The sequence below is a fragment of the Lacrimispora indolis DSM 755 genome, from assembly GCF_000526995.1.
Taxonomy (GTDB): domain Bacteria; phylum Bacillota; class Clostridia; order Lachnospirales; family Lachnospiraceae; genus Lacrimispora; species Lacrimispora indolis.
In genome coordinates this window covers 5,084,131-5,101,974 of sequence record NZ_AZUI01000001.1, presented here as the reverse complement: position 1 = coordinate 5,101,974, position 17,844 = coordinate 5,084,131, and the positions used below count along the sequence as shown (strand labels likewise).

16 protein-coding genes are annotated in these 17,844 nt (G+C 42.3%); 15 read left to right on the top strand and 1 reads right to left on the bottom strand.

The genetic code is table 11. The annotated features are described in order from the left end of the window. The first annotated feature begins 524 nt into the window (after positions 1 to 524). The 11 genes from K401_RS0124805 (at position 525) to K401_RS0124745 (ending at position 14,727) form a co-directional block, all read left to right on the top strand. Positions 525 to 1,688, top strand: a complete 1,164-nt coding sequence (locus K401_RS0124805) for a M20 metallopeptidase family protein (protein ID WP_024295478.1) — start codon at positions 525 to 527, stop codon at positions 1,686 to 1,688. Positions 1,689 to 1,700: 12 nt separating this feature from the next. After that, positions 1,701 to 3,122 carry an AbgT family transporter gene (locus K401_RS0124800; RefSeq protein ID WP_029700995.1) on the top strand — a complete coding sequence of 474 codons (1,422 nt, stop codon included), beginning with the start codon at positions 1,701 to 1,703 and terminating at the stop codon, positions 3,120 to 3,122. A 69-nt stretch (positions 3,123 to 3,191) separates the two neighbouring features. Beyond that, positions 3,192 to 4,373 (top strand): MalY/PatB family protein, encoded by a 1,182-nt coding sequence (locus K401_RS0124795; RefSeq protein WP_024295476.1) that lies wholly within the window; start codon positions 3,192 to 3,194, stop codon positions 4,371 to 4,373. A 241-nt stretch (positions 4,374 to 4,614) separates the two neighbouring features. Then, positions 4,615 to 5,316, top strand: coding sequence for a YoaK family protein (locus K401_RS0124785; protein WP_024295475.1), 702 nt, complete (start codon positions 4,615 to 4,617; stop codon positions 5,314 to 5,316). Positions 5,317 to 5,776: 460 nt separating this feature from the next. Beyond that, a complete protein-coding gene (locus K401_RS0124775; RefSeq protein WP_024295474.1) occupies positions 5,777 to 6,118 on the top strand; it encodes a PadR family transcriptional regulator in 342 nt (113 codons plus the stop codon). Continuing rightward, positions 6,105 to 7,619 carry a permease prefix domain 1-containing protein gene (locus tag K401_RS0124770; RefSeq protein WP_024295473.1) on the top strand — a complete coding sequence of 505 codons (1,515 nt, stop codon included), beginning with the start codon at positions 6,105 to 6,107 and terminating at the stop codon, positions 7,617 to 7,619. The genes K401_RS0124775 and K401_RS0124770 overlap by 14 nt, the downstream gene beginning before the upstream one ends. 540 nt (positions 7,620 to 8,159) lie before the next feature. Beyond that, positions 8,160 to 10,025: a TIGR03960 family B12-binding radical SAM protein gene (locus K401_RS0124765; RefSeq protein WP_024295472.1), complete on the top strand. Its 1,866-nt coding sequence runs from the start codon at positions 8,160 to 8,162 to the stop codon at positions 10,023 to 10,025. After that, positions 10,009 to 10,719: a TIGR03936 family radical SAM-associated protein gene (locus K401_RS0124760; RefSeq protein ID WP_024295471.1), complete on the top strand. Its 711-nt coding sequence runs from the start codon at positions 10,009 to 10,011 to the stop codon at positions 10,717 to 10,719. The genes K401_RS0124765 and K401_RS0124760 overlap by 17 nt, the downstream gene beginning before the upstream one ends. Next, the gene (locus K401_RS0124755) at positions 10,712 to 11,914 is read left to right on the top strand and encodes a ribonuclease E/G (RefSeq protein ID WP_024295470.1); all 1,203 of its coding nucleotides are present in this window, start codon (positions 10,712 to 10,714) and stop codon (positions 11,912 to 11,914) included. The genes K401_RS0124760 and K401_RS0124755 overlap by 8 nt, the downstream gene beginning before the upstream one ends. Next, a complete protein-coding gene (gene trkA, locus K401_RS0124750; protein WP_024295469.1) occupies positions 11,911 to 13,266 on the top strand; it encodes a Trk system potassium transporter TrkA in 1,356 nt (451 codons plus the stop codon). Before K401_RS0124755 ends, trkA begins: the two co-directional genes overlap by 4 nt. A gap of 18 nt (positions 13,267 to 13,284) precedes the next feature. After that, a complete protein-coding gene (locus tag K401_RS0124745) occupies positions 13,285 to 14,727 on the top strand; it encodes a TrkH family potassium uptake protein (protein ID WP_024295468.1) in 1,443 nt (480 codons plus the stop codon). 62 nt (positions 14,728 to 14,789) lie between these two features. Here K401_RS0124745 and K401_RS31500 read toward each other — a convergent pair whose 3' ends face one another. Further along, on the bottom strand, positions 14,790 to 15,086 hold the full coding sequence (locus K401_RS31500) for a hypothetical protein (RefSeq protein WP_034620119.1): 297 nt from the start codon (positions 15,084 to 15,086) through the stop codon (positions 14,790 to 14,792). Between the two features lie 231 nt (positions 15,087 to 15,317). On the opposite strand from K401_RS31500, the gene rplU reads away from it, so the two are divergent. The 4 genes from rplU (at position 15,318) to obgE (ending at position 17,838) form a co-directional block, all read left to right on the top strand. Beyond that, complete coding sequence (gene rplU, locus K401_RS0124735) at positions 15,318 to 15,626, top strand: 50S ribosomal protein L21 (protein ID WP_024295467.1); 309 nt, start codon at positions 15,318 to 15,320, stop codon at positions 15,624 to 15,626. Positions 15,627 to 15,628: 2 nt separating this feature from the next. Continuing rightward, positions 15,629 to 15,967 carry a ribosomal-processing cysteine protease Prp gene (locus K401_RS0124730; protein ID WP_024295466.1) on the top strand — a complete coding sequence of 113 codons (339 nt, stop codon included), beginning with the start codon at positions 15,629 to 15,631 and terminating at the stop codon, positions 15,965 to 15,967. Between the two features lie 3 nt (positions 15,968 to 15,970). Next, a complete protein-coding gene (rpmA, locus tag K401_RS0124725) occupies positions 15,971 to 16,261 on the top strand; it encodes a 50S ribosomal protein L27 (RefSeq protein ID WP_013272669.1) in 291 nt (96 codons plus the stop codon). Positions 16,262 to 16,554: 293 nt separating this feature from the next. Further along, the gene (gene obgE / locus K401_RS0124715) at positions 16,555 to 17,838 is read left to right on the top strand and encodes a GTPase ObgE (RefSeq protein ID WP_024295465.1); all 1,284 of its coding nucleotides are present in this window, start codon (positions 16,555 to 16,557) and stop codon (positions 17,836 to 17,838) included. Positions 17,839 to 17,844 lie beyond the last annotated feature (6 nt).

The window sequence follows — 17,844 nt, the reverse complement described above, 5'->3', positions numbered from 1 at the left end:
TAGCCGCTCTATTTCCTCTATTTCAATCAATTTTTTGCTATGTGAGATATAAGCTCCTTTTCATATCAATGTCAGTACAGGAAAAGTTTGTAATATTCCGCTATTATTGTTTGTCACCATATATTCATATTCTTATTTGAACTTGTCCAAATTATACCACGGTTTTTTAAAAAATGCTATTTTTTAGTATAGCCAGGGAATTAAATTTTCTCCTATTTATCTACTTTTCAGATACTTTGAAAAAACGAGACATGCAGCAGTAGGCTTTACTCCTCGTATCAAAGTGCTTATATATCTATTTTGGCCCAAAACAATGTGTCTGTTAAAATACTACAAAAAACGTGTTTTATAATTCGGTAAAATGGTATTTAAAAAGATATAGTTGTCTATTTTGTATAAAAACACAATATTTATATGGGGAATATTGACATTTTGTAAGGTTTAGTGTATATTGATACCATAGTTAAGCACATTAACTATTTAAGTGGTTTACAATGCACACAAAAAAAGGAGAGGAGGTATTTATGAATATCAAAAAATTATTTGATGCTCATGAAAATGAAATCATTGAAAACCGTCGTTGGTTTCACAAACACCCGGAGGTATCATTCGAAGAAAAAGAGACCTCTGAAAGAATTTGTAAGAAGTTAGAAGCGATGGGGATTCCTTACGAGAAATTGCTGCCCAATTACGGGATTGTGGCAACAATCGAGGGGCAAAGAAAAGGAAAAACACTTGTGCTTCGTGCGGACATTGATGCGTTGCCTGTCACCGAAGAAACAGGACTTTCTTTTGCATCTGAACATTCTGGCAGGATGCATGCTTGCGGGCATGATACTCATGCAGCTATGCTGCTTGGTGCCGCTTATGTACTCAATGAGGTGAAGGAAGAACTTTGCGGAACAGTTAAATGTGTTTTTCAGGTTGCGGAAGAAATTGGGGGCGGTTACCAGGAAGTATTAGATTATTTAGAAAAAATTGGCGGTGTGGATGGCATTATTGGTCTGCACATCTGGAGTGCGATACCGGAAGGGCAAATTTTGCTCTATCCTGGTGCTGTGTTTGCTGGTGCTTTGGGTTACACAGCAAATATTACCGGAAAAGGAGGGCATGGTGCCCGGCCGGATTTAACCTGTGATCCTATTAAAGCGGCCTGTGAACTGGCTCTTCAGTTTGCATCGATACCTTCCAATTTCTATGATGTTCTGGATCACTCTGTAGTAAATGTTGGTATTATTCAGGCGGGAACACTTGGCAACATCATTCCTTCTGAAGCGATGCTAAGAGGAGGGCTTCGCTGGTATAAAGATGGGGGAGGAGAGAAGATTCTGAAGCTCATGAAACGTATGGCAGAAGGGATCGGCATTGCGCATAATGTAATATGCGAACTCTCTGTTGATGGCGGTGTTCCGCCGGTAATGAATAATATACCAATGCTTGAACGGGCGAAAACACTTTTAAAAGATATGGAAGGTTTACGTATTTCAGATCAAGCGGATCCTATTTGTGCGGGCGACAATTATGGTTACTTGGTACAGGCTTATCCTGGGTTTTACGGTATCTTAGGCGGCGGTAAGAGTGATGAGGAAGTTTATCCTCAGCATCATCCCAGGTTTGATGTGGATGAAAAAGCCTTTCGAAAAGGAGCCGAATTTATGACCAGATATGCAATTGATTTCTTAAGATAAGGGAGAACGTATATGAGTATAAATCCTGGTAAAGAAAAGAAGGCATTTCGGATGCCACACCTGTTTTGGATTATGATGGCTCTTCTTCTGTTTGCTTGCTTATTGACTTATATTGTGCCGGCAGGCGAGTTTGCTGTGGATGGCAATGGAAAGATTATGGGAGAGCAATTTATTTACAAGGGCAGCCAAAGCCCGGTTTCACCTTGGCGTATGCTGCAGTTGGTTCTAAATGGATTGAATGAATCTGGTTTGGTTATCTGGACAGTATTGATATCCGGTGCAATGACAGCAGTTGTTATGACAACAGGTGCCATTGATGAGCTCCTCAATTGGGCTATTTATAAGCTCAAAGATTCCAATGAAAACATCCTCATTTCCATTTTGTTTATCCTGATGGTTTATCTGGGTGCATTTGGAGGGACCGATGCATTGATTGCAGTAGTACCTATTGGTGTTATTTTCTGTAAAAAGCTGAAACTTGATTCGATCTGTGCTATTGGTGTTACCAGTTATGCAACCTTGTTAGGTTTTGGTACTGGTCCTACAAAGCAGTTTGTAACGCAAATGATGATGGATGTACCTGTTTACGGAGCCTTTTTCACAATGTTTATCAGTATGAATATTTTTCTGGCATTGGGGCTATTTTTTCTGCTTCGTTATATAAGACGTATTCGTAAGGATCCGAAAAAATCTTTGATGTGGAGTGAAGGCTGGAATCCTGACAGTGTAGTGGTTACTGAAGAAGATGAGCAGAAGCTGGTGGCTGGAACAAGTCTATCCATACGCTCAATTCTAATTATGTTTATATTCCTGGCTCAATACGGTGTTATCGTAGCATATCCCCTTATGGGTGGAAATACTGCATATCTGATGCACCTGATGACAGCATTAGCTTTATTGGTTGCTATAATCTGTGGTTTTATAGGCAGATTCTCTTTTGATAAAATTGGTGATGAGATTGTGAAAGGACTGCAAGGTCTGGTATTTGTTGGTTTTGTCATTGGTCTGGCTCGCGTCATGTCACTGGTATTAACCGAAGGGTACGTAATACATACACTCGTTTATGGGCTCACGCGCCCGCTGATGGGTTTAAACCGCTCCGTATCTTCCATTGCAATGACCGCAATTATCTCTGTTATCAATTTGTTAATTCCGTCTGCAACATCGAAGGCAGCGATATTGGTTCCTATTTTGAAACCAATTGCTGAGACTTTGCGTATGGATCCCAATCTGGCGGTGCAGGCATTCCAGTACGGAGACGGCTTTACGAATATGATTTCACCTTTCCTGGGATGGACGGTTGGTTCTTGTGTTATGGCAGGTGTTCCATTCCCTAAATGGTTTAAGTGGGTAATACCAAAAGTTATTGCTTTTATGCTTCTTTCTTTTGTAATGATGTTTATTCTGACCGAATCTGGTTGGGTTGCGTTTTGATTATTATGATATAAAGCAGAATTAATGCAGATAAATGACTTAATAAATATAGTAAGGAAGAGTAAATTTATGAAATATAATTTTGATGAAATGATTGATCGCAGCGGCACTTTCGCAGCGAAACTAGATGCGATGCCAGAAGGGGCTGTGGAGGGTTCTCTTTCAGTATGGGTAGCCGATATGGACTTTGCCTGTGCTCAACCTATTTTAGATGCACTGCATGCCCGTATTGATAAAAAGATATTTGGTTATACCATGTACAGCAATGATGAGTTATCTAATGCAGTTACCGGTTGGTTTCGCCGCAATTATGATTGGGAGATACCGAAAGAAGATATTTTCTTCAGCCCCGGTGTGGTGCCAACACTTGCTTTTCTATTAAATATATTGACAGAAGAGGGAGACGGAGTGATTATTCAGCGCCCGGTTTACTACCCGTTTACGAATAAGATCACAAGCAACGGGCGCCGGGTTTGCAACAGCTCACTTTTGTACGAGGCTGACGGCTACAAAATGGATTTTGCCGATCTTGAAGAGAAATTTTCTGATCCTGAAATAAAGGGCATGATTTTATGCAGTCCACACAATCCGGTTGGACGTGTCTGGTCTAATACCGAATTGCGTCAGCTAGTAGATATTGCAAAAAAATATAATAAGTGGATTATTTCGGATGAAATCCATATGGATCTGACACGGAAAGGAGTCACTCATACGCCTCTTTTAAAAGTGGCTCCCGATTATGCGGATCAGATTGTGGTTTGTACGGCACCTTCCAAAACCTTTAACATGGCAGGGATGCAAATATCCAATATCATTATTTCTAATAAAGACTGGCAGCAGAAATGGACGGATCTGGTTGAGGGAAAATACTCAGTAAATATGGCGAATCCCTTTGGAATAGTGGCAACCATTGCGGCTTATAACGAAGGACAGGAATGGCTGGATCAGCTTCGGGACTATCTGGACAATAATATTGAACTGATAGAGGACTATTTGAAAAAGTATTTACCGAAGGCCAAAATGTTTGTGCCGGAAGCAACCTATCTGGTTTGGATTGACCTGAATGCTTATGAAAGCGATCCCCAAAAACTTGAGTATAATATGCAAAAGAAAGCCAAAATTGCATTTGATGAAGGTTATATTTTTGGTGAAGAGGGGAATGGTTTTGAGCGTATCAATATTGCTATGCCAAGCAGTAGGGTGTTGGAATGTCTTGACAGAATGACGGCAGTTTTAAATACAATTGATTAGATAGCCAGATGTAGTTTACAAAAATAGCCGGAAAGGTTTTCAAACCATTCCGGTTGTTTTGTTTGTATCACAGTAAGAAAATCCCCTGCCCTGAAACCACAAAGAAATGATGAAATAAAAGAATAATTTAATAGAATCTGTATTCACCAATCCCATTGGAGACAATCGCCCTTGTGCTTGTTGTTGGATTATATTATAATGATAAAAGTCATGGCCTGAAACAGTAAGGAGATATTGCTATATGGAAAACAGATCGAAAACAAAATTAACTGACCACATTGGATTTCACATGCTTTTGGCGGCAACAGGCGGATTTATGGATGCTTATTCATACGTTGAAAGAGGCAATGTATTTGCCACAGGACAGACCGGGAATTTTGTCCTGGCTGCGATCCGTTTTTTCTCAAAGGATTACAAAGGCATGGGCCAGGCCTTTGTACCCATCGCAGCATTCTTTGCCGGAGTTTTCCTTGCAAGACATTTTTATTATGAAATTTATAAAGAGGAGCATACCAATTGGATATCCGGTATTTTATTTCTGGAAATTGCGGTATTGTTTTTGGTCGGCTTTATCCCTAATACGGTACCTCATCTGTTTGCCAATACAGCGGTATCATTTGCTGCTGCAGTACAATTTTGTACCTTTCGCAATTTCGGAGGAAACTCCGCCTATGCGCCGGTCTTTTGTACTGGAAATATGCGTTCCTGTGCGGAAATGTATTATGAAGGCTTTGTGAGAAAGGACAAGGTGTGCAGGAAAAGGGCATACCACTACACCGGGATCCTGACCGCTTTCTTCGCCGGAGCCCTTACAGGAGGCGGACTGTCCGTCTGGATTGGGGAAAAGGCGATCTGGATGGTATGTGCGCTGCTGCTGGTATCATGGAAAACCGTTGACATGGAAAAGAAAGGCCAAAAAGCAGAGCAGCTTCTGCCGTCATAAACAACGGATCCGGAGGTCCTCTGACTAATGGCACTTTCTTTTACATAAAAACATTATAGCGTACATGAAGATCATGAATTCTTTTTAATATATATCTTTAACGCTTTGATGATCAGATACAAAACGTATACGCCAACTCCTATGGCTAACACATAAAGAAGTAAAAGAATAAGATTAATAATACTAAAAACAGCCATTTCAACACACCTCCTTACATAATGGTTACAAATCAGCCTACAAATATTATCATACCATAAGAAAATTGTTTTTACCACAAAATGACCCATGGATCATAGATTTTTCGTGTTGATTAATCGTTGGAGGTATTCTGTCTTTTTGCATGGTTTCATTAGATGACGGCTAGAGAAATAAACAGGCGTCTCTTGACATACCTAGAGTTTCTATGTATAATATACCTAGAAACTCTAGGTGTTATTTATTATTGATAAGAGGTGAAACAATGGATAAGAAAATGATGGCATTTGGAACATCGCTGCTGATTCTAAAGCTTTTGGAAACAAAAGAGATGTATGGTTACCAGATAATCAAAGAATTGGAAAGACAGAGCCAGGATCTGTTTGTGCTGAAGGAAGGAACCCTGTATCCCATACTGCATAGTCTGGAACAGCAGGGCGCAATTATAAGCACTGAAAAAGAAGGTCCCAATGGCAGGCTGAGAAAGTACTATATTTTAACAGATGAGGGGCATCGGCTGCTAAAGAAAAAGGAACTTGAATGGAAGCAATATAGCAGTGTGGTAAGTCAGATACTTGGAGGTGAGATTATTTATGCGGGATTATAAGAATAACGATGATGTCAGGCAGTTCATGCAGGATGTACAAGACCAGATTCAGTATAAGCCAATCGTACCAGAACTCTGTAGTGAATTGTATCAACACATGGAGGAGCGGCAGGAAGAGTATATGGATCAGGGAATGGATCAGGAGAAAGCAGCCAGAGCAGCCTTACAGGATTTGGGTGATCCATCTGAAATAGGTGTCCGACTAAATCAGATTCACCGGGTGGAGAATCCCGGGTTTTTACTTTGGGGTATTCTGGCACTGGTGGTGATGGGCGGCATTTACCAAATTACTTATCATATCCAATCTTATTGGTATGCGAAAGGCTCTGCAGCCGTCCAATTGATATATCTGATTAAAGAAAATATACATATTATGATGGGTATTCCACTGTTGTTTGCTGTCATTTATCTGGGATACCCATGGCTGATTAAGCACTGCCTCAGACTCCTGAAAGGTTTTCTGGTTTACAGCATCATTGTATTTTTGTTAAACTTGTTAAATATGGCTGGTTTTACACAAGACAATTTACGGCCGTTTTTGTGGAATATATATATGCTGGAGCTGCCCATATTAATGCTTTCGGTGCCTATGCTGATGATATTTTCATATAAGATAAGAAATAAGTGGCGTTATGCTTTTCTGATTTCAATTGCCGTATACGCTGTTATAGCTTTCTTTGGTGCTCACCGTTCCGGCGGGTTTGTAGGTTTCACTTATCAAGTGATATTTTTAATTGCTTCCTTTTTCATGTTCCTGTTTATGGCATATAAACGATTTTTTTCAGAAAACAGGAAAAAGAGCATGATTGCAGCCACCTTGCTTTGCGTAACAGTTTTGTCAGTCTGGGGGGCTTATAAATGGGAGTCACTGGAGTACTATTTTAAACAGTGTTTTTATCCTGATACTGTAGCGAATGATCATCTTTCTGATGCATATAACAGTCTTTTAATAAAGGATTTACTGAGCAGAGCTGATCTGATTGGTGAAGTAGAGTTATCGGAGCAAGAAATGCTGTCTTACTTTGACTATAGCTGGTATTATGATGGGATCATAAGGGTTGATAATCGTGAATGGAGAAGAGAGCCGGCAGAGCTTCCCGTATTGGAAGATATTCTGCCGCAGCATTACCACAATAACTATATGATTGCATATTTTATTTTATCCTATGGCTGGCTCCCTGGAATATTTTTGTTTTTACTTCTGTCTGGAATTTGTTATTGGCTTTTTTCTATTGCATTGCAAATTCGTAATCCGATCGGGCAGCTGACTGCTTTGCCCGCAGCATTATGTATTACACTGCAGACAGCTTTATATATAATGGGCAATTTAGGATACCAATTTGGCTATTTTTGCGTTTTGCCTTATTTATCAGAAGGTAAAGTAAATCATATTACCAACATATTGTTAACAGGTATACTTCTCTCTGCATTCCGCTATGATAAAGTGATAAAAGAACCTGGAGAAAATGATGCTGTTTTCTGGAGAACAGAAAGCACCTGATATCCATATAACATGAAACGGACAATGGAGCATGAGCGTTCAATCATGCTCTTTTGTTTTGTAAATAGTGCAAGGCCCGATTTCATGCCAATCCACACAGCTCATCAGCACATGGCTGATGATGTGCTCATGAGGGATGAATATATTGTCCGGCAGTCAAAACCATGTGAACGGTACCGGGTCCCTGTTTGATGAATTGATTAAGTAACCATTGATTGCAAATTAGATATGGAGTATCCACAAGAAGTATGCTATACTAACTTTGTTTATGTTTCGGTTACTCCTTCATAGGGAAGAATTCTAATGAATAATACAAGTATTTTTTATGAGAATGAAACTTGGCATCATAATATCAAGGCTATTCATAACAGAACAATCCAGTATGGAAGTAAATGTTTTGTATCAGGAGACGAAGCTTAAATAATTTCTGAAAAACAACTTCTTTATTTATACCAGGTGATTACAAAACTTAAGAAGTTTTTGATGAAGAAGAATAAATGTATTTTATGTATCGGCCAAACTAATAAAAAGGAATTAAGTATGAGAAAATTAGCATTAAGTGATGAAATATTATTAAGGGTTGAAAAACCTGCCAGGTATATCGGCAATGAAGTAAACGCAGTGGTAAAAGATCTTCAAAAGGTGGACATCCGTTTTGCCATGTGTTTCCCCGATGTCTATGAAATCGGAATGTCCCACTTAGGGATGCAGATTTTATATGATATGTTTAACCGCAGGGAGGATATTTACTGTGAACGTATTTTTTCTCCCTGGACAGACTTGGATCAGATTATGAGGGAGCAGAAGATCCCTCTTTTTGCCCTGGAATCCCAGGATCCCATTAAGGTGTTTGATTTTATCGGAATCACTCTTCAATATGAAATGTGCTATACAAATATCCTGCAGGTCCTTGATTTGGGACAGATCCCCCTTCACTGGGCAGACCGTACGGAGGAAGATCCTATCATCATAGGCGGGGGACCGTGTGCTTACAATCCTGAACCATTGGCAGAATTCTTTGATATGTTTTACATCGGTGAAGGGGAAACCGTTTATTTTGAACTCATGGACCGTTACAAGGAAAATAAGAAGAAAGGTGGAAGCCGCCGGGAATTTTTAGAGATGGCGGCGGAGATCGACGGTATCTATATACCGGCTTTTTATGATGTATCCTACAAGGAAGACGGCACCATAGAAAGCATGAAGCCAAACAATTCCCATGCAAAGGAAAAGGTGACAAAGCAGCTGGTCGTCACTATGGACGAGGCATACTACATTGAAAATCCGGTGGTTCCTTTTATCAAAGTGACTCAGGACCGGGTGGTTCTGGAAGTCATGAGAGGCTGCATCAGGGGCTGCCGTTTCTGCCAGGCAGGAAATGTATACCGGCCTTTAAGGGAACACAGCCTGGAATATTTACAGGAATACGCCTGCAAGCTGTTAAAGAGCACCGGCCATGAGGAAATTTCCCTTAGCTCCTTAAGTTCCAGCGACTACACTCATTTAGAGGGGCTGGTGAATTTCCTCATTGAAGAATTTAAGGACAAAGGGGTCAATATTTCCCTGCCCTCTCTTCGTATTGATGCCTTTTCCCTTGATGTCATGAGCAAGGTCCAGGATATCAGAAAAAGCAGCCTGACCTTTGCTCCGGAAGCCGGCTCTCAGAGACTTCGTGATGTAATTAACAAAGGGCTGACAGAAGAGATCATCTTAAAAGGAGCAGGCGAAGCCTTCCGCGGCGGCTGGAACAGGGTAAAGCTTTATTTTATGCTGGGACTGCCTACGGAAACCGTAGAGGACATGGAGGGGATCGCAGAGCTTTCGGAAAAAGTGGCGGAGATCTACTATGAAATACCAAAGGACCAGAGAAACGGAAAGGTCCAGGTAGTGGCAAGCTCCTCTTTCTTTGTTCCAAAACCCTTTACTCCGTTCCAGTGGGCAAGAATGTGCACAAAAGAGGAATTTTTGGAGAGAGCCTATATTGTTAAGGACAAGTTTAAAAAAATGCTGAATCAGAAGAGCCTGAAATACAATTACCATGAAGCTGACTTAACAGTTCTGGAAGGCGTTTTGGCCCGTGGTGACAGAAAGATCTCCTCTTTGATCGAAGAGGTATATAAAAACGGTGCTATTTACGATTCCTGGTCCGAACATTTTAAAAATGATATCTGGATGAAGGCTTTTGAAACCTGCCGCCTGGATGCGGATTTTTATACTGTAAGGGAAAGGGATTTAGAGGAAGTGTTCCCCTGGGACTTTATTGATGCAGGCGTGTCAAAAGAATTTTTAAAGAGAGAATGGCAGAATGCCGTCAGTGAGAAAGTCACCCCCAACTGCCGGGAAAGGTGTTCCGGCTGCGGGGCCATGAATTTCAAGGGAGGTGTCTGTTATGAAGTTGAGAATTAAATTCTCCAAACAAGGCCCAGTCAAATTCGTGGGGCATCTGGATATTATGCGTTACTTCCAGAAGGCCATGAGAAGGGCTGACATTGATATAAAATACAGCGAAGGCTTCAGCCCTCACCAGATCATGTCTTTTGCATCCCCCTTAGGAGTGGGTCTTACAAGCAACGGCGAATATATGGATATTGAAGTGAACCCCGCAGAGGATTGGAAGACGGTCATGAGCCGGTTAAATGATGCAATGGCAGAAGGGATCCGGGTTACGGAATGCCATATCCTTGACGAACGGGCGAAAAACGCCATGTCACTGGTTGCTGCTGCAGACTATACCCTGACGTTCCGGGAAGGAAAACAACCGGAGGATTTGGAGGCATTTTTAAATGGTCTTTCGGAATTTATGGAACAGGATCATATCCTTATCACGAAAAAGACGAAAAAGGGCGAGAGAGAAGTGGATCTAAAGGCATTTATCTATGAGCTTTCAGTTCGCGGAGAAACGATTTTTATGAAGGTATCTGCCGGAAGCGCAGATAATTTAAAACCTGAGCTGGTGATGGAGGCTTATTATCAGTGGCTGGGACAGACTTGTCCGGAATTTGCCCTCCAGATCCAGAGAGAAGAGGTATACGGCAATACGGCCGATGAGGAACAGCAAGTTTGGGTGCCCTTGGGGCTTATAGGAGAATCCCTTGAATAAGTTAATCATAACAAGATGGAACGGCTCAGTCATTACCCTTCTTCAGTCAGGAAGGGTGACGGTTCAGGTTGACATTGAACCAGAGGAGAGCCGCCCCGTTTTAGGCAATATTTATATAGGAAAGGTCAATCACATCGTAAAAAATATCAACGCAGCCTTTGTAGATATAGGAGGCGGGCAGATGGGATACTTAAGTCTGTCAGATGCCTGTATTTATTTTGCAGACCAGAGACTCTACGAGGGAAAGCTGCGCCAGGGTGATGAGATCATTGTCCAGGTTGAGCGGGACGCAGTAAAGACAAAGGCCCCGGTCCTCACCGGAAATTTAAATTTCACCGGCCGCTATTTCGTGCTGACCTCCGGAAAAAAGCAGATCGGTTTTTCCACCAGGATCACGGATCAGGCATGGAAACAGGAGATGAAGCCCTACCTGGAATCAAGAAAGGAAGAGGACTTTGGCATTATCGTCCGTACCAATGCTTATAGGATCCCAAAAGAAGAACTGGAAGCGGAACTGATCCATCTAAAGGAATCCTTCAGGAAAATGCTGGACAATGCAAGGCACAGAACCTGCTACAGCCTTCTTTACAGCTCCGCCCCTTCTTATTTGACCGGTTTAAGGGACAGCCTTAAGGCTTCTCTGGAGGCGGTGGTTACTGATGAACCGGATATTTACGAAGCCGTAAAAGAATATCTGACTCAGTGCCAGCCGGAAGACTTAAGGCTTCTTACACGGTATGAGGACAAGCTCCTTCCGCTGGGAAAGCTTTACCGGATAGAAAAGACCATGGAAGAAGCTTTGGGGAAGAGGGTCTGGCTGAAATCAGGGGGATACCTGGTTATTGAACCTACGGAAGCACTGGTGGTCATTGACGTTAATACCGGAAAATTTTCCGGAAAAAAAGAGCTCCGGGAAACCATTAAAAAGGTCAACTTAGAGGCTGCCGAGGAAATCGGGCATCAGCTTCGCCTCAGGAATTTATCCGGCATCATTGTCATTGATTTTATTGACATGGAAGCAGAGGAGGATAAGCGTGTCCTTATGGAACGGCTGGAGGAAATTCTGTCCAAAGATCCTGTCAAGACAACTGTTGTTGAAATGACAAAGTTAAATCTGGTGGAAGTGACCAGAAAGAAAATACGAAAGCCGCTTTATGAACAGGCATTGCAGATGAAGGAGAAAGTTTCATTATGAAAATCATTATAGTGGGTTGCGGTAAGGTAGGGACAACCCTCGCGGAACAGCTGAACAACGAACATCATGACATTATGCTCATCGATAAAAACGCCGGTGTTATCAATTCCATAACAGAGAGAATCGATGTTATGGGCGTGGTGGGCAATGGAGCAGTTTATAAGGTACAGATGGAGGCGGGAATTCAAGAGACTGATCTTTTGATTGCAACAACCAATTCCGATGAGCTGAACATGCTTTGCTGCCTGATCGCAAAGAAAGCCGGAAACTGCCATACCATTGCCAGGATCCGTAATCCGGAATATGATTCCGAAATCAGATATATCAGAGAGGAGCTTGGCCTTTCCATGACCATTAATCCGGAAATGGCTGCGGCTATGGAAATAGCCAGGCTGCTTCAGTTTCCTTCTGCAATTAAAATTGATACCTTTGCCAAGGGCAGGATCGAGATCTTAAAGTTCCTTGTACCGGATCAATCCATCCTTGATAACATGATGGTGAGGGAAGTGCTGACCAAGCTTCACTGCAATGTTCTGATCTGTGCCATTGAGCATGGCAATGATGTCATCATTCCAAGCGGGCAATCCGTCATGACGGCGGGAGACAAGATTTCCTTTATCGCTTCCCCTTCTGAAGCCAACAAATTCTTTAAGCAGGCAGGGATCGATAACAATACGGTTAAAACGGCCATGCTGGTAGGAGGCGGAAAGATTACATACTACGTGGCGAAATTGCTGGAAAACTCAAAGATTAACGTAAAGATCCTGGAACAGAATCTGGAGCGCTGCAATGAACTGAGCGAGCTTCTGCCAAGAGCCATGGTCATCCATGGTGACGCTTCCAATCAGGATCTGCTTCTTCAGGAAGGAATCGGGCAGATCGATGCCTTTGCCTCACTTACCGGATTTGATGAGGAGAACATCATGCTTTCTCTTTATGCGGCCAGCCAGTCCAAGGCAAAGCTGATTACAAAGGTGAACCGGATCGCTTTTGAAAATGTCATTAATTCCATGAATTTAGGAAGTGTGATCTATCCAAAGCTTATCACGGCTGAAACCATTCTCCAATACGTCCGTGCCATGCAGAATTCCATGGGAAGCAATGTGGAAACGCTGTATAAAATCGTGGCAGACAGGGCAGAAGCCCTGGAATTCCGTGTGGCAAAAGAGCCGTCCATCGTAGGAATTCCATTGGAAAAGCTTGAGCTTAAAAAGAACCTTCTCGTGGCCAGCATCAGCCGGAGGGGACGATTTATCAGTCCGCGGGGAAAGGATACCATAGAAGAGGGTGACCGGGTGATCGTCGTCACCACGGTGACCGGGCTCAATGATTTAAGGGACATACTACGGTAGGAAAAGGCGAAAAAGGCTATGAATAAAAAAGTTATCATCTATGTGATGGGCTGGATTTTAAATATTGAGGCAGTATTTATGCTGCTGCCGTGTATTACGGCATTAATTTACAGGGAAACAAGCGGTTTCTGGTTTCTGGCAGTCATGGCAGTCTGCGGAGGCATTGGTCTTATTTTTACACGGAAAAAGCCTGAAAACATGGTTTTCTTTGCAAAAGAAGGCTTTGTTTCCGTTGCGCTGAGTTGGGTCGTTTTAAGCTTTTTTGGGGCATTGCCCTTTTATTTAAGCGGAGAAATCCCCTTATTTGAAGATGCCATGTTTGAGGTTATTTCCGGCTTTACTACCACCGGAGCCAGTATTTTACCTGATGTGGAGTCTTTTTCCAAATGTATGATCATGTGGAGGAGTTTTACTCATTGGATCGGAGGTATGGGAGTTTTGGTATTCATTTTATCAATTCTTCCCCTTGCAGGTGGTTATAATATGTACATTATGAAGGCGGAAAGCCCAGGCCCATCCGTAGGAAAACTGGTTCCAAAGGTTAGGACGACCGCCAAAATCCTTTATAAAATCTATTTAGCCATGACAGCGCTGCAAATCATTCTTCTGGTAATAGGAGGTATGCCCCTTTTTGATTCCCTGGCAATCAGTTTCGGTACAGCAGGTACAGGTGGATTCGGGATTAAAAACAACAGCATGGCTTTTTATGACAGCTATTATCTGCAGGGAGTTGTTACCGTATTTATGATTTTATTCGGTGTAAACTTTAATGTATATCACCTGTTTTTGACCCGTCATCCCAAGGAAGCCCTCCAAAGTGAGGAGGCCCGGGCTTATCTTGGAATCATTGCTGCTTCTATTTTGCTTATTACCGTAAATATCCGCGGAGGCTTTGGAAACCTGTTTTCTGCTTTCCACCATGCGGCCTTCCAGGTCGCTTCGATCATCACTACAACCGGTTATTCCACCGTGGATTTTGATTTGTGGCCGGAATTTTCAAAGGGAATCCTGGTTGTTCTCATGTTTATCGGTGCATGTGCAGGAAGTACCGGCGGAGGCATTAAGGTATCACGAATTGTTATCCTTTTAAAGGCTGTGAGAAAAGAACTGGGATCCCTGCTCCATCCCAGAAGCGTAAAGGTTTTAAAGCTGGAGGGAAAACCCATTGAGCATAATGTACTCCGGTCCATTAACACATTTTTAGGCGCTTACATTGTGATTTTTACAGCCTCCGTCCTGCTTGTCAGCCTGGACAACTTTGACTTTACCACGAATTTTACGGCTGTTGCAGCGACCTTTAACAACATCGGACCAGGACTTGGGGGAGCCGGCCCGGCCCAGAACTTTTCCCATTTTTCTCCCTTATCCAAATATGTAATGATGTTTGATATGCTGGCAGGACGTTTGGAGATATTCCCAATGCTGCTGATTTTTGCACCTTCCACATGGAAAAAGGGCTGATAAAGAAAACGGCCGCAGATTTTGAAGCCTGCGGCCTTTTGCGTGTATGGAGAATGATGCTGCTAAACTTCTTTTGTGTCTCTTTCCGGAATCCAGGTATTTCCGTTATGGTTGCCGCAGTAGACACCCTTCTTGATCGGGGCAAATAAAAAGCCAAGAAGGCAGCCCAACAGAAATGAGGATAGGATTAATAATCGTTTTTCGGCAAAACTCCATTCTCTGTTAAAAAAGATTCTCATAGTCAGATCTCCTTTCAACTGTTTATTAATAAATCTAAGGTTGATAACTGTTTGTATCATAATTATGATCAGGGGAATGATCTGCTGAATCGCTGCCGTCAGGGCATTGTGGTGCGTCATCAAACGTATCCCCTTGATTTATCCTGTAAATTCTATTATACTAATCATCAAAAAGAAATACAAGCAAAAACCAGATTGCAGGCGGAAAAAACAGATTATTTTTATTTAAAAACGTTGACAGAACTGTATGTAGGTGATATATTAATACAGTATGCCGCACAATGAGGTCTAAAAGTTTCCATATCCATCGGAACACCATAGTTGGCGAGTAATGATAATAGGAGGTGCCATATGTACGCGATTATTGCAACAGGTGGTAAGCAGTACAAAGTAGCGGAAGGCGATATCATTAAAGTTGAAAAGCTTGGTATTGACGCTGGTGAAGCTGTCACATTTGACCAGGTGCTTGTTGTAAACAATGGTGAATTAGCTGTTGGCTGCCCGAATGTAGCAGGTGCTACCGTAACAGGTACAGTTGTAAAAGAAGGCAAAGCTAAGAAAGTTATTGTTTACAAGTATAAGAGAAAATCCGGATACCATAAGAAAAATGGTCACAGACAGTCTTATACTCAGGTTAAGATCGAAAAGATCAATGCTTAATTATGATAAGAGTAACCGTAATGGTTGATTCAGAACAGCATTATACAGGGATTCAGATGTTGGGACATGCCGGCTTAGCGGATGATCATCAGGACGGACAGGAAATTGTCTGTGCTGCAGTATCGGCGCTTACGTTTAATATGGCCAACAGTGTGGAACAGTTTACAGAAGATTCCTTTGAAGTGGACCAAGAGGAAAAGACAGGCGCTTTTTGCTTTCGTTTTACTTCAGATATTAGTTCAGGATCACAGCTCCTTATGAATTCTTTGATATTCGGATTACAGAATATTGAAGAGGAATATGGAGAACCATATATTAAAATCCGATTTAAGGAGGTGTAAGTAATGTTAAGAATGAACCTTCAATTTTTCGCTCATAAAAAGGGTGTTGGTTCTACCAAGAACGGCAGAGATTCCGAGTCTAAAAGATTAGGCGCTAAGAGAGCTGATGGTCAGTTCGTATTAGCCGGCAATATTCTTTACAGACAGCGAGGAACTCACATTCACCCAGGCATCAACGTAGGCCGCGGCGGTGATGATACATTATTCGCTTTAGTGGATGGCGTAGTAAGATTTGAGAGAAAAGGCAGAGACAAAAAGCAGGTTTCTGTTTATCCAAAAGCAATTAACGAATAATTGGACCGGCTTCATACCTTAAACGTATGGAGCCGTTTTTATGATACAGGGACTGTCCGGCCGCCTGTATTTAAAAATTCGCTGCTCATGCTCAAATTAGGGTTGAACCCTTTAAGAAAGGGGCTTAACCCTTTATAAGAAAGGGTTGAACCCTAATTTTAAACAAAGAGAAACGTCCTGCAGGCATATCTTTATGCCTATAACACATGGGCAGGAAAGAAGAAAAGCCCTGCAGGTATACCTTTATGCCCAGAATGCATGGGCAGGAAAAAAGAAAGGGAACAGGTGAATGAATGTTTGCCGATAGAGCAAAAATATTTATAAGATCAGGAAAAGGCGGTGACGGTCATGTCAGCTTCCGGAGAGAACTTTATGTTCCGTGCGGCGGTCCTGACGGTGGTGACGGCGGCCGCGGCGGTGATGTTATATTTGAAGTAGACGAAGGGCTTAACACATTAAGTGATTTCCGTCATATTCACAAATATACCGCACAGGACGGAGAGTCAGGCGGAAAACGCCGTTGTCATGGAAAAGACGGCGGAGATATGGTGATCAAGGTTCCGGAGGGAACAGTGATCAAGGATTTTGAATCCGGAAAAGTCATTGCCGACATGTCCGGAGAGAACCGCCGGGAGGTTATTTTAAAGGGCGGTAAAGGCGGCCAGGGAAATATGCATTATGCAACTCCTACCATGCAGGCTCCCAAGTATGCTCAGCCCGGACAGGCTTCCCAGGAACTTTGGGTACAGCTTGAATTAAAGGTTATTGCTGATGTGGGACTTGTTGGGTTCCCTAATGTAGGGAAGTCCACGCTTCTTTCCAGAGTCAGCAATGCGAGGCCTAAGATAGCTAATTACCATTTTACCACCTTAAACCCTCATTTGGGTGTTGTGGATATAGATGGTGGAAAGGGCTTTGTGATGGCTGACATTCCAGGCCTTATTGAAGGCGCTTCCGAAGGCGTTGGATTGGGACATGATTTTCTCCGCCATATTGAGCGGACAAGAGTTCTGGTTCATGTGGTTGATGCCGCATCTACGGAAGGGAGATATCCAATTGCGGATATTCATGCAATCAATAAGGAGCTGGGCGCATATAATCCGGAACTGTTAAAGCGGCCTCAGATCATTGCAGCTAATAAGACGGATGCGATCTATGATGACGGTGAGGATCCGGTTGAAAGGCTTAAGACGGAATTTGAACCTCAGGGTGTTAAGGTTTATCCAATATCTGCAGTAAGCGGCAAGGGCGTAAAGGAACTGTTATATGCCATATATGAACTGCTTCAGACTGTGAACTTAAGTCCGATCATATTTGAAAAAGAATTTGATGTAAAAAATCTGACTGATGCATTGCTTCCGTATACTGTGGAAGTAACAGAGGATGGGGTATATGTGGTAGAAGGCCCCCGCATTGAAAAGATGTTGGGCTATACGAATCTGGAATCAGAAAAAGGCTTCAGTTTCTTCCAGAAGTTCTTAAAGGATAATGGAATTTTAGAAGAGCTGGAACAGGCGGGGATTAAAGAAGGAGATACAGTCCGCATGTATGGTCTTGAATTTGACTATTACAAATAGTACGAG

What these genes read in the sequence shown, in the direction of transcription:
- K401_RS0124805 (WP_024295478.1), top strand. Translation starts at nt 525, where the DNA reads ATGAATATCAAAAAATTATTTGATGCTCATGAAAATGAAATCATTGAA.
- K401_RS0124800 (WP_029700995.1), top strand. Translation starts at nt 1,701, where the DNA reads ATGAGTATAAATCCTGGTAAAGAAAAGAAGGCATTTCGGATGCCACAC.
- K401_RS0124795 (WP_024295476.1), top strand. Translation starts at nt 3,192, where the DNA reads ATGAAATATAATTTTGATGAAATGATTGATCGCAGCGGCACTTTCGCA.
- K401_RS0124785 (WP_024295475.1), top strand. Translation starts at nt 4,615, where the DNA reads ATGGAAAACAGATCGAAAACAAAATTAACTGACCACATTGGATTTCAC.
- K401_RS0124775 (WP_024295474.1), top strand. Translation starts at nt 5,777, where the DNA reads ATGGATAAGAAAATGATGGCATTTGGAACATCGCTGCTGATTCTAAAG.
- K401_RS0124770 (WP_024295473.1), top strand. Translation starts at nt 6,105, where the DNA reads ATGCGGGATTATAAGAATAACGATGATGTCAGGCAGTTCATGCAGGAT.
- K401_RS0124765 (WP_024295472.1), top strand. Translation starts at nt 8,160, where the DNA reads ATGAGAAAATTAGCATTAAGTGATGAAATATTATTAAGGGTTGAAAAA.
- K401_RS0124760 (WP_024295471.1), top strand. Translation starts at nt 10,009, where the DNA reads ATGAAGTTGAGAATTAAATTCTCCAAACAAGGCCCAGTCAAATTCGTG.
- trkA (WP_024295469.1), top strand. Translation starts at nt 11,911, where the DNA reads ATGAAAATCATTATAGTGGGTTGCGGTAAGGTAGGGACAACCCTCGCG.
- K401_RS0124745 (WP_024295468.1), top strand. Translation starts at nt 13,285, where the DNA reads ATGAATAAAAAAGTTATCATCTATGTGATGGGCTGGATTTTAAATATT.
- K401_RS31500 (WP_034620119.1), bottom strand. Translation starts at nt 15,086, where the DNA reads ATGACGCACCACAATGCCCTGACGGCAGCGATTCAGCAGATCATTCCC.
- rplU (WP_024295467.1), top strand. Translation starts at nt 15,318, where the DNA reads ATGTACGCGATTATTGCAACAGGTGGTAAGCAGTACAAAGTAGCGGAA.
- K401_RS0124730 (WP_024295466.1), top strand. Translation starts at nt 15,629, where the DNA reads ATGATAAGAGTAACCGTAATGGTTGATTCAGAACAGCATTATACAGGG.
- rpmA (WP_013272669.1), top strand. Translation starts at nt 15,971, where the DNA reads ATGTTAAGAATGAACCTTCAATTTTTCGCTCATAAAAAGGGTGTTGGT.
- obgE (WP_024295465.1), top strand. Translation starts at nt 16,555, where the DNA reads ATGTTTGCCGATAGAGCAAAAATATTTATAAGATCAGGAAAAGGCGGT.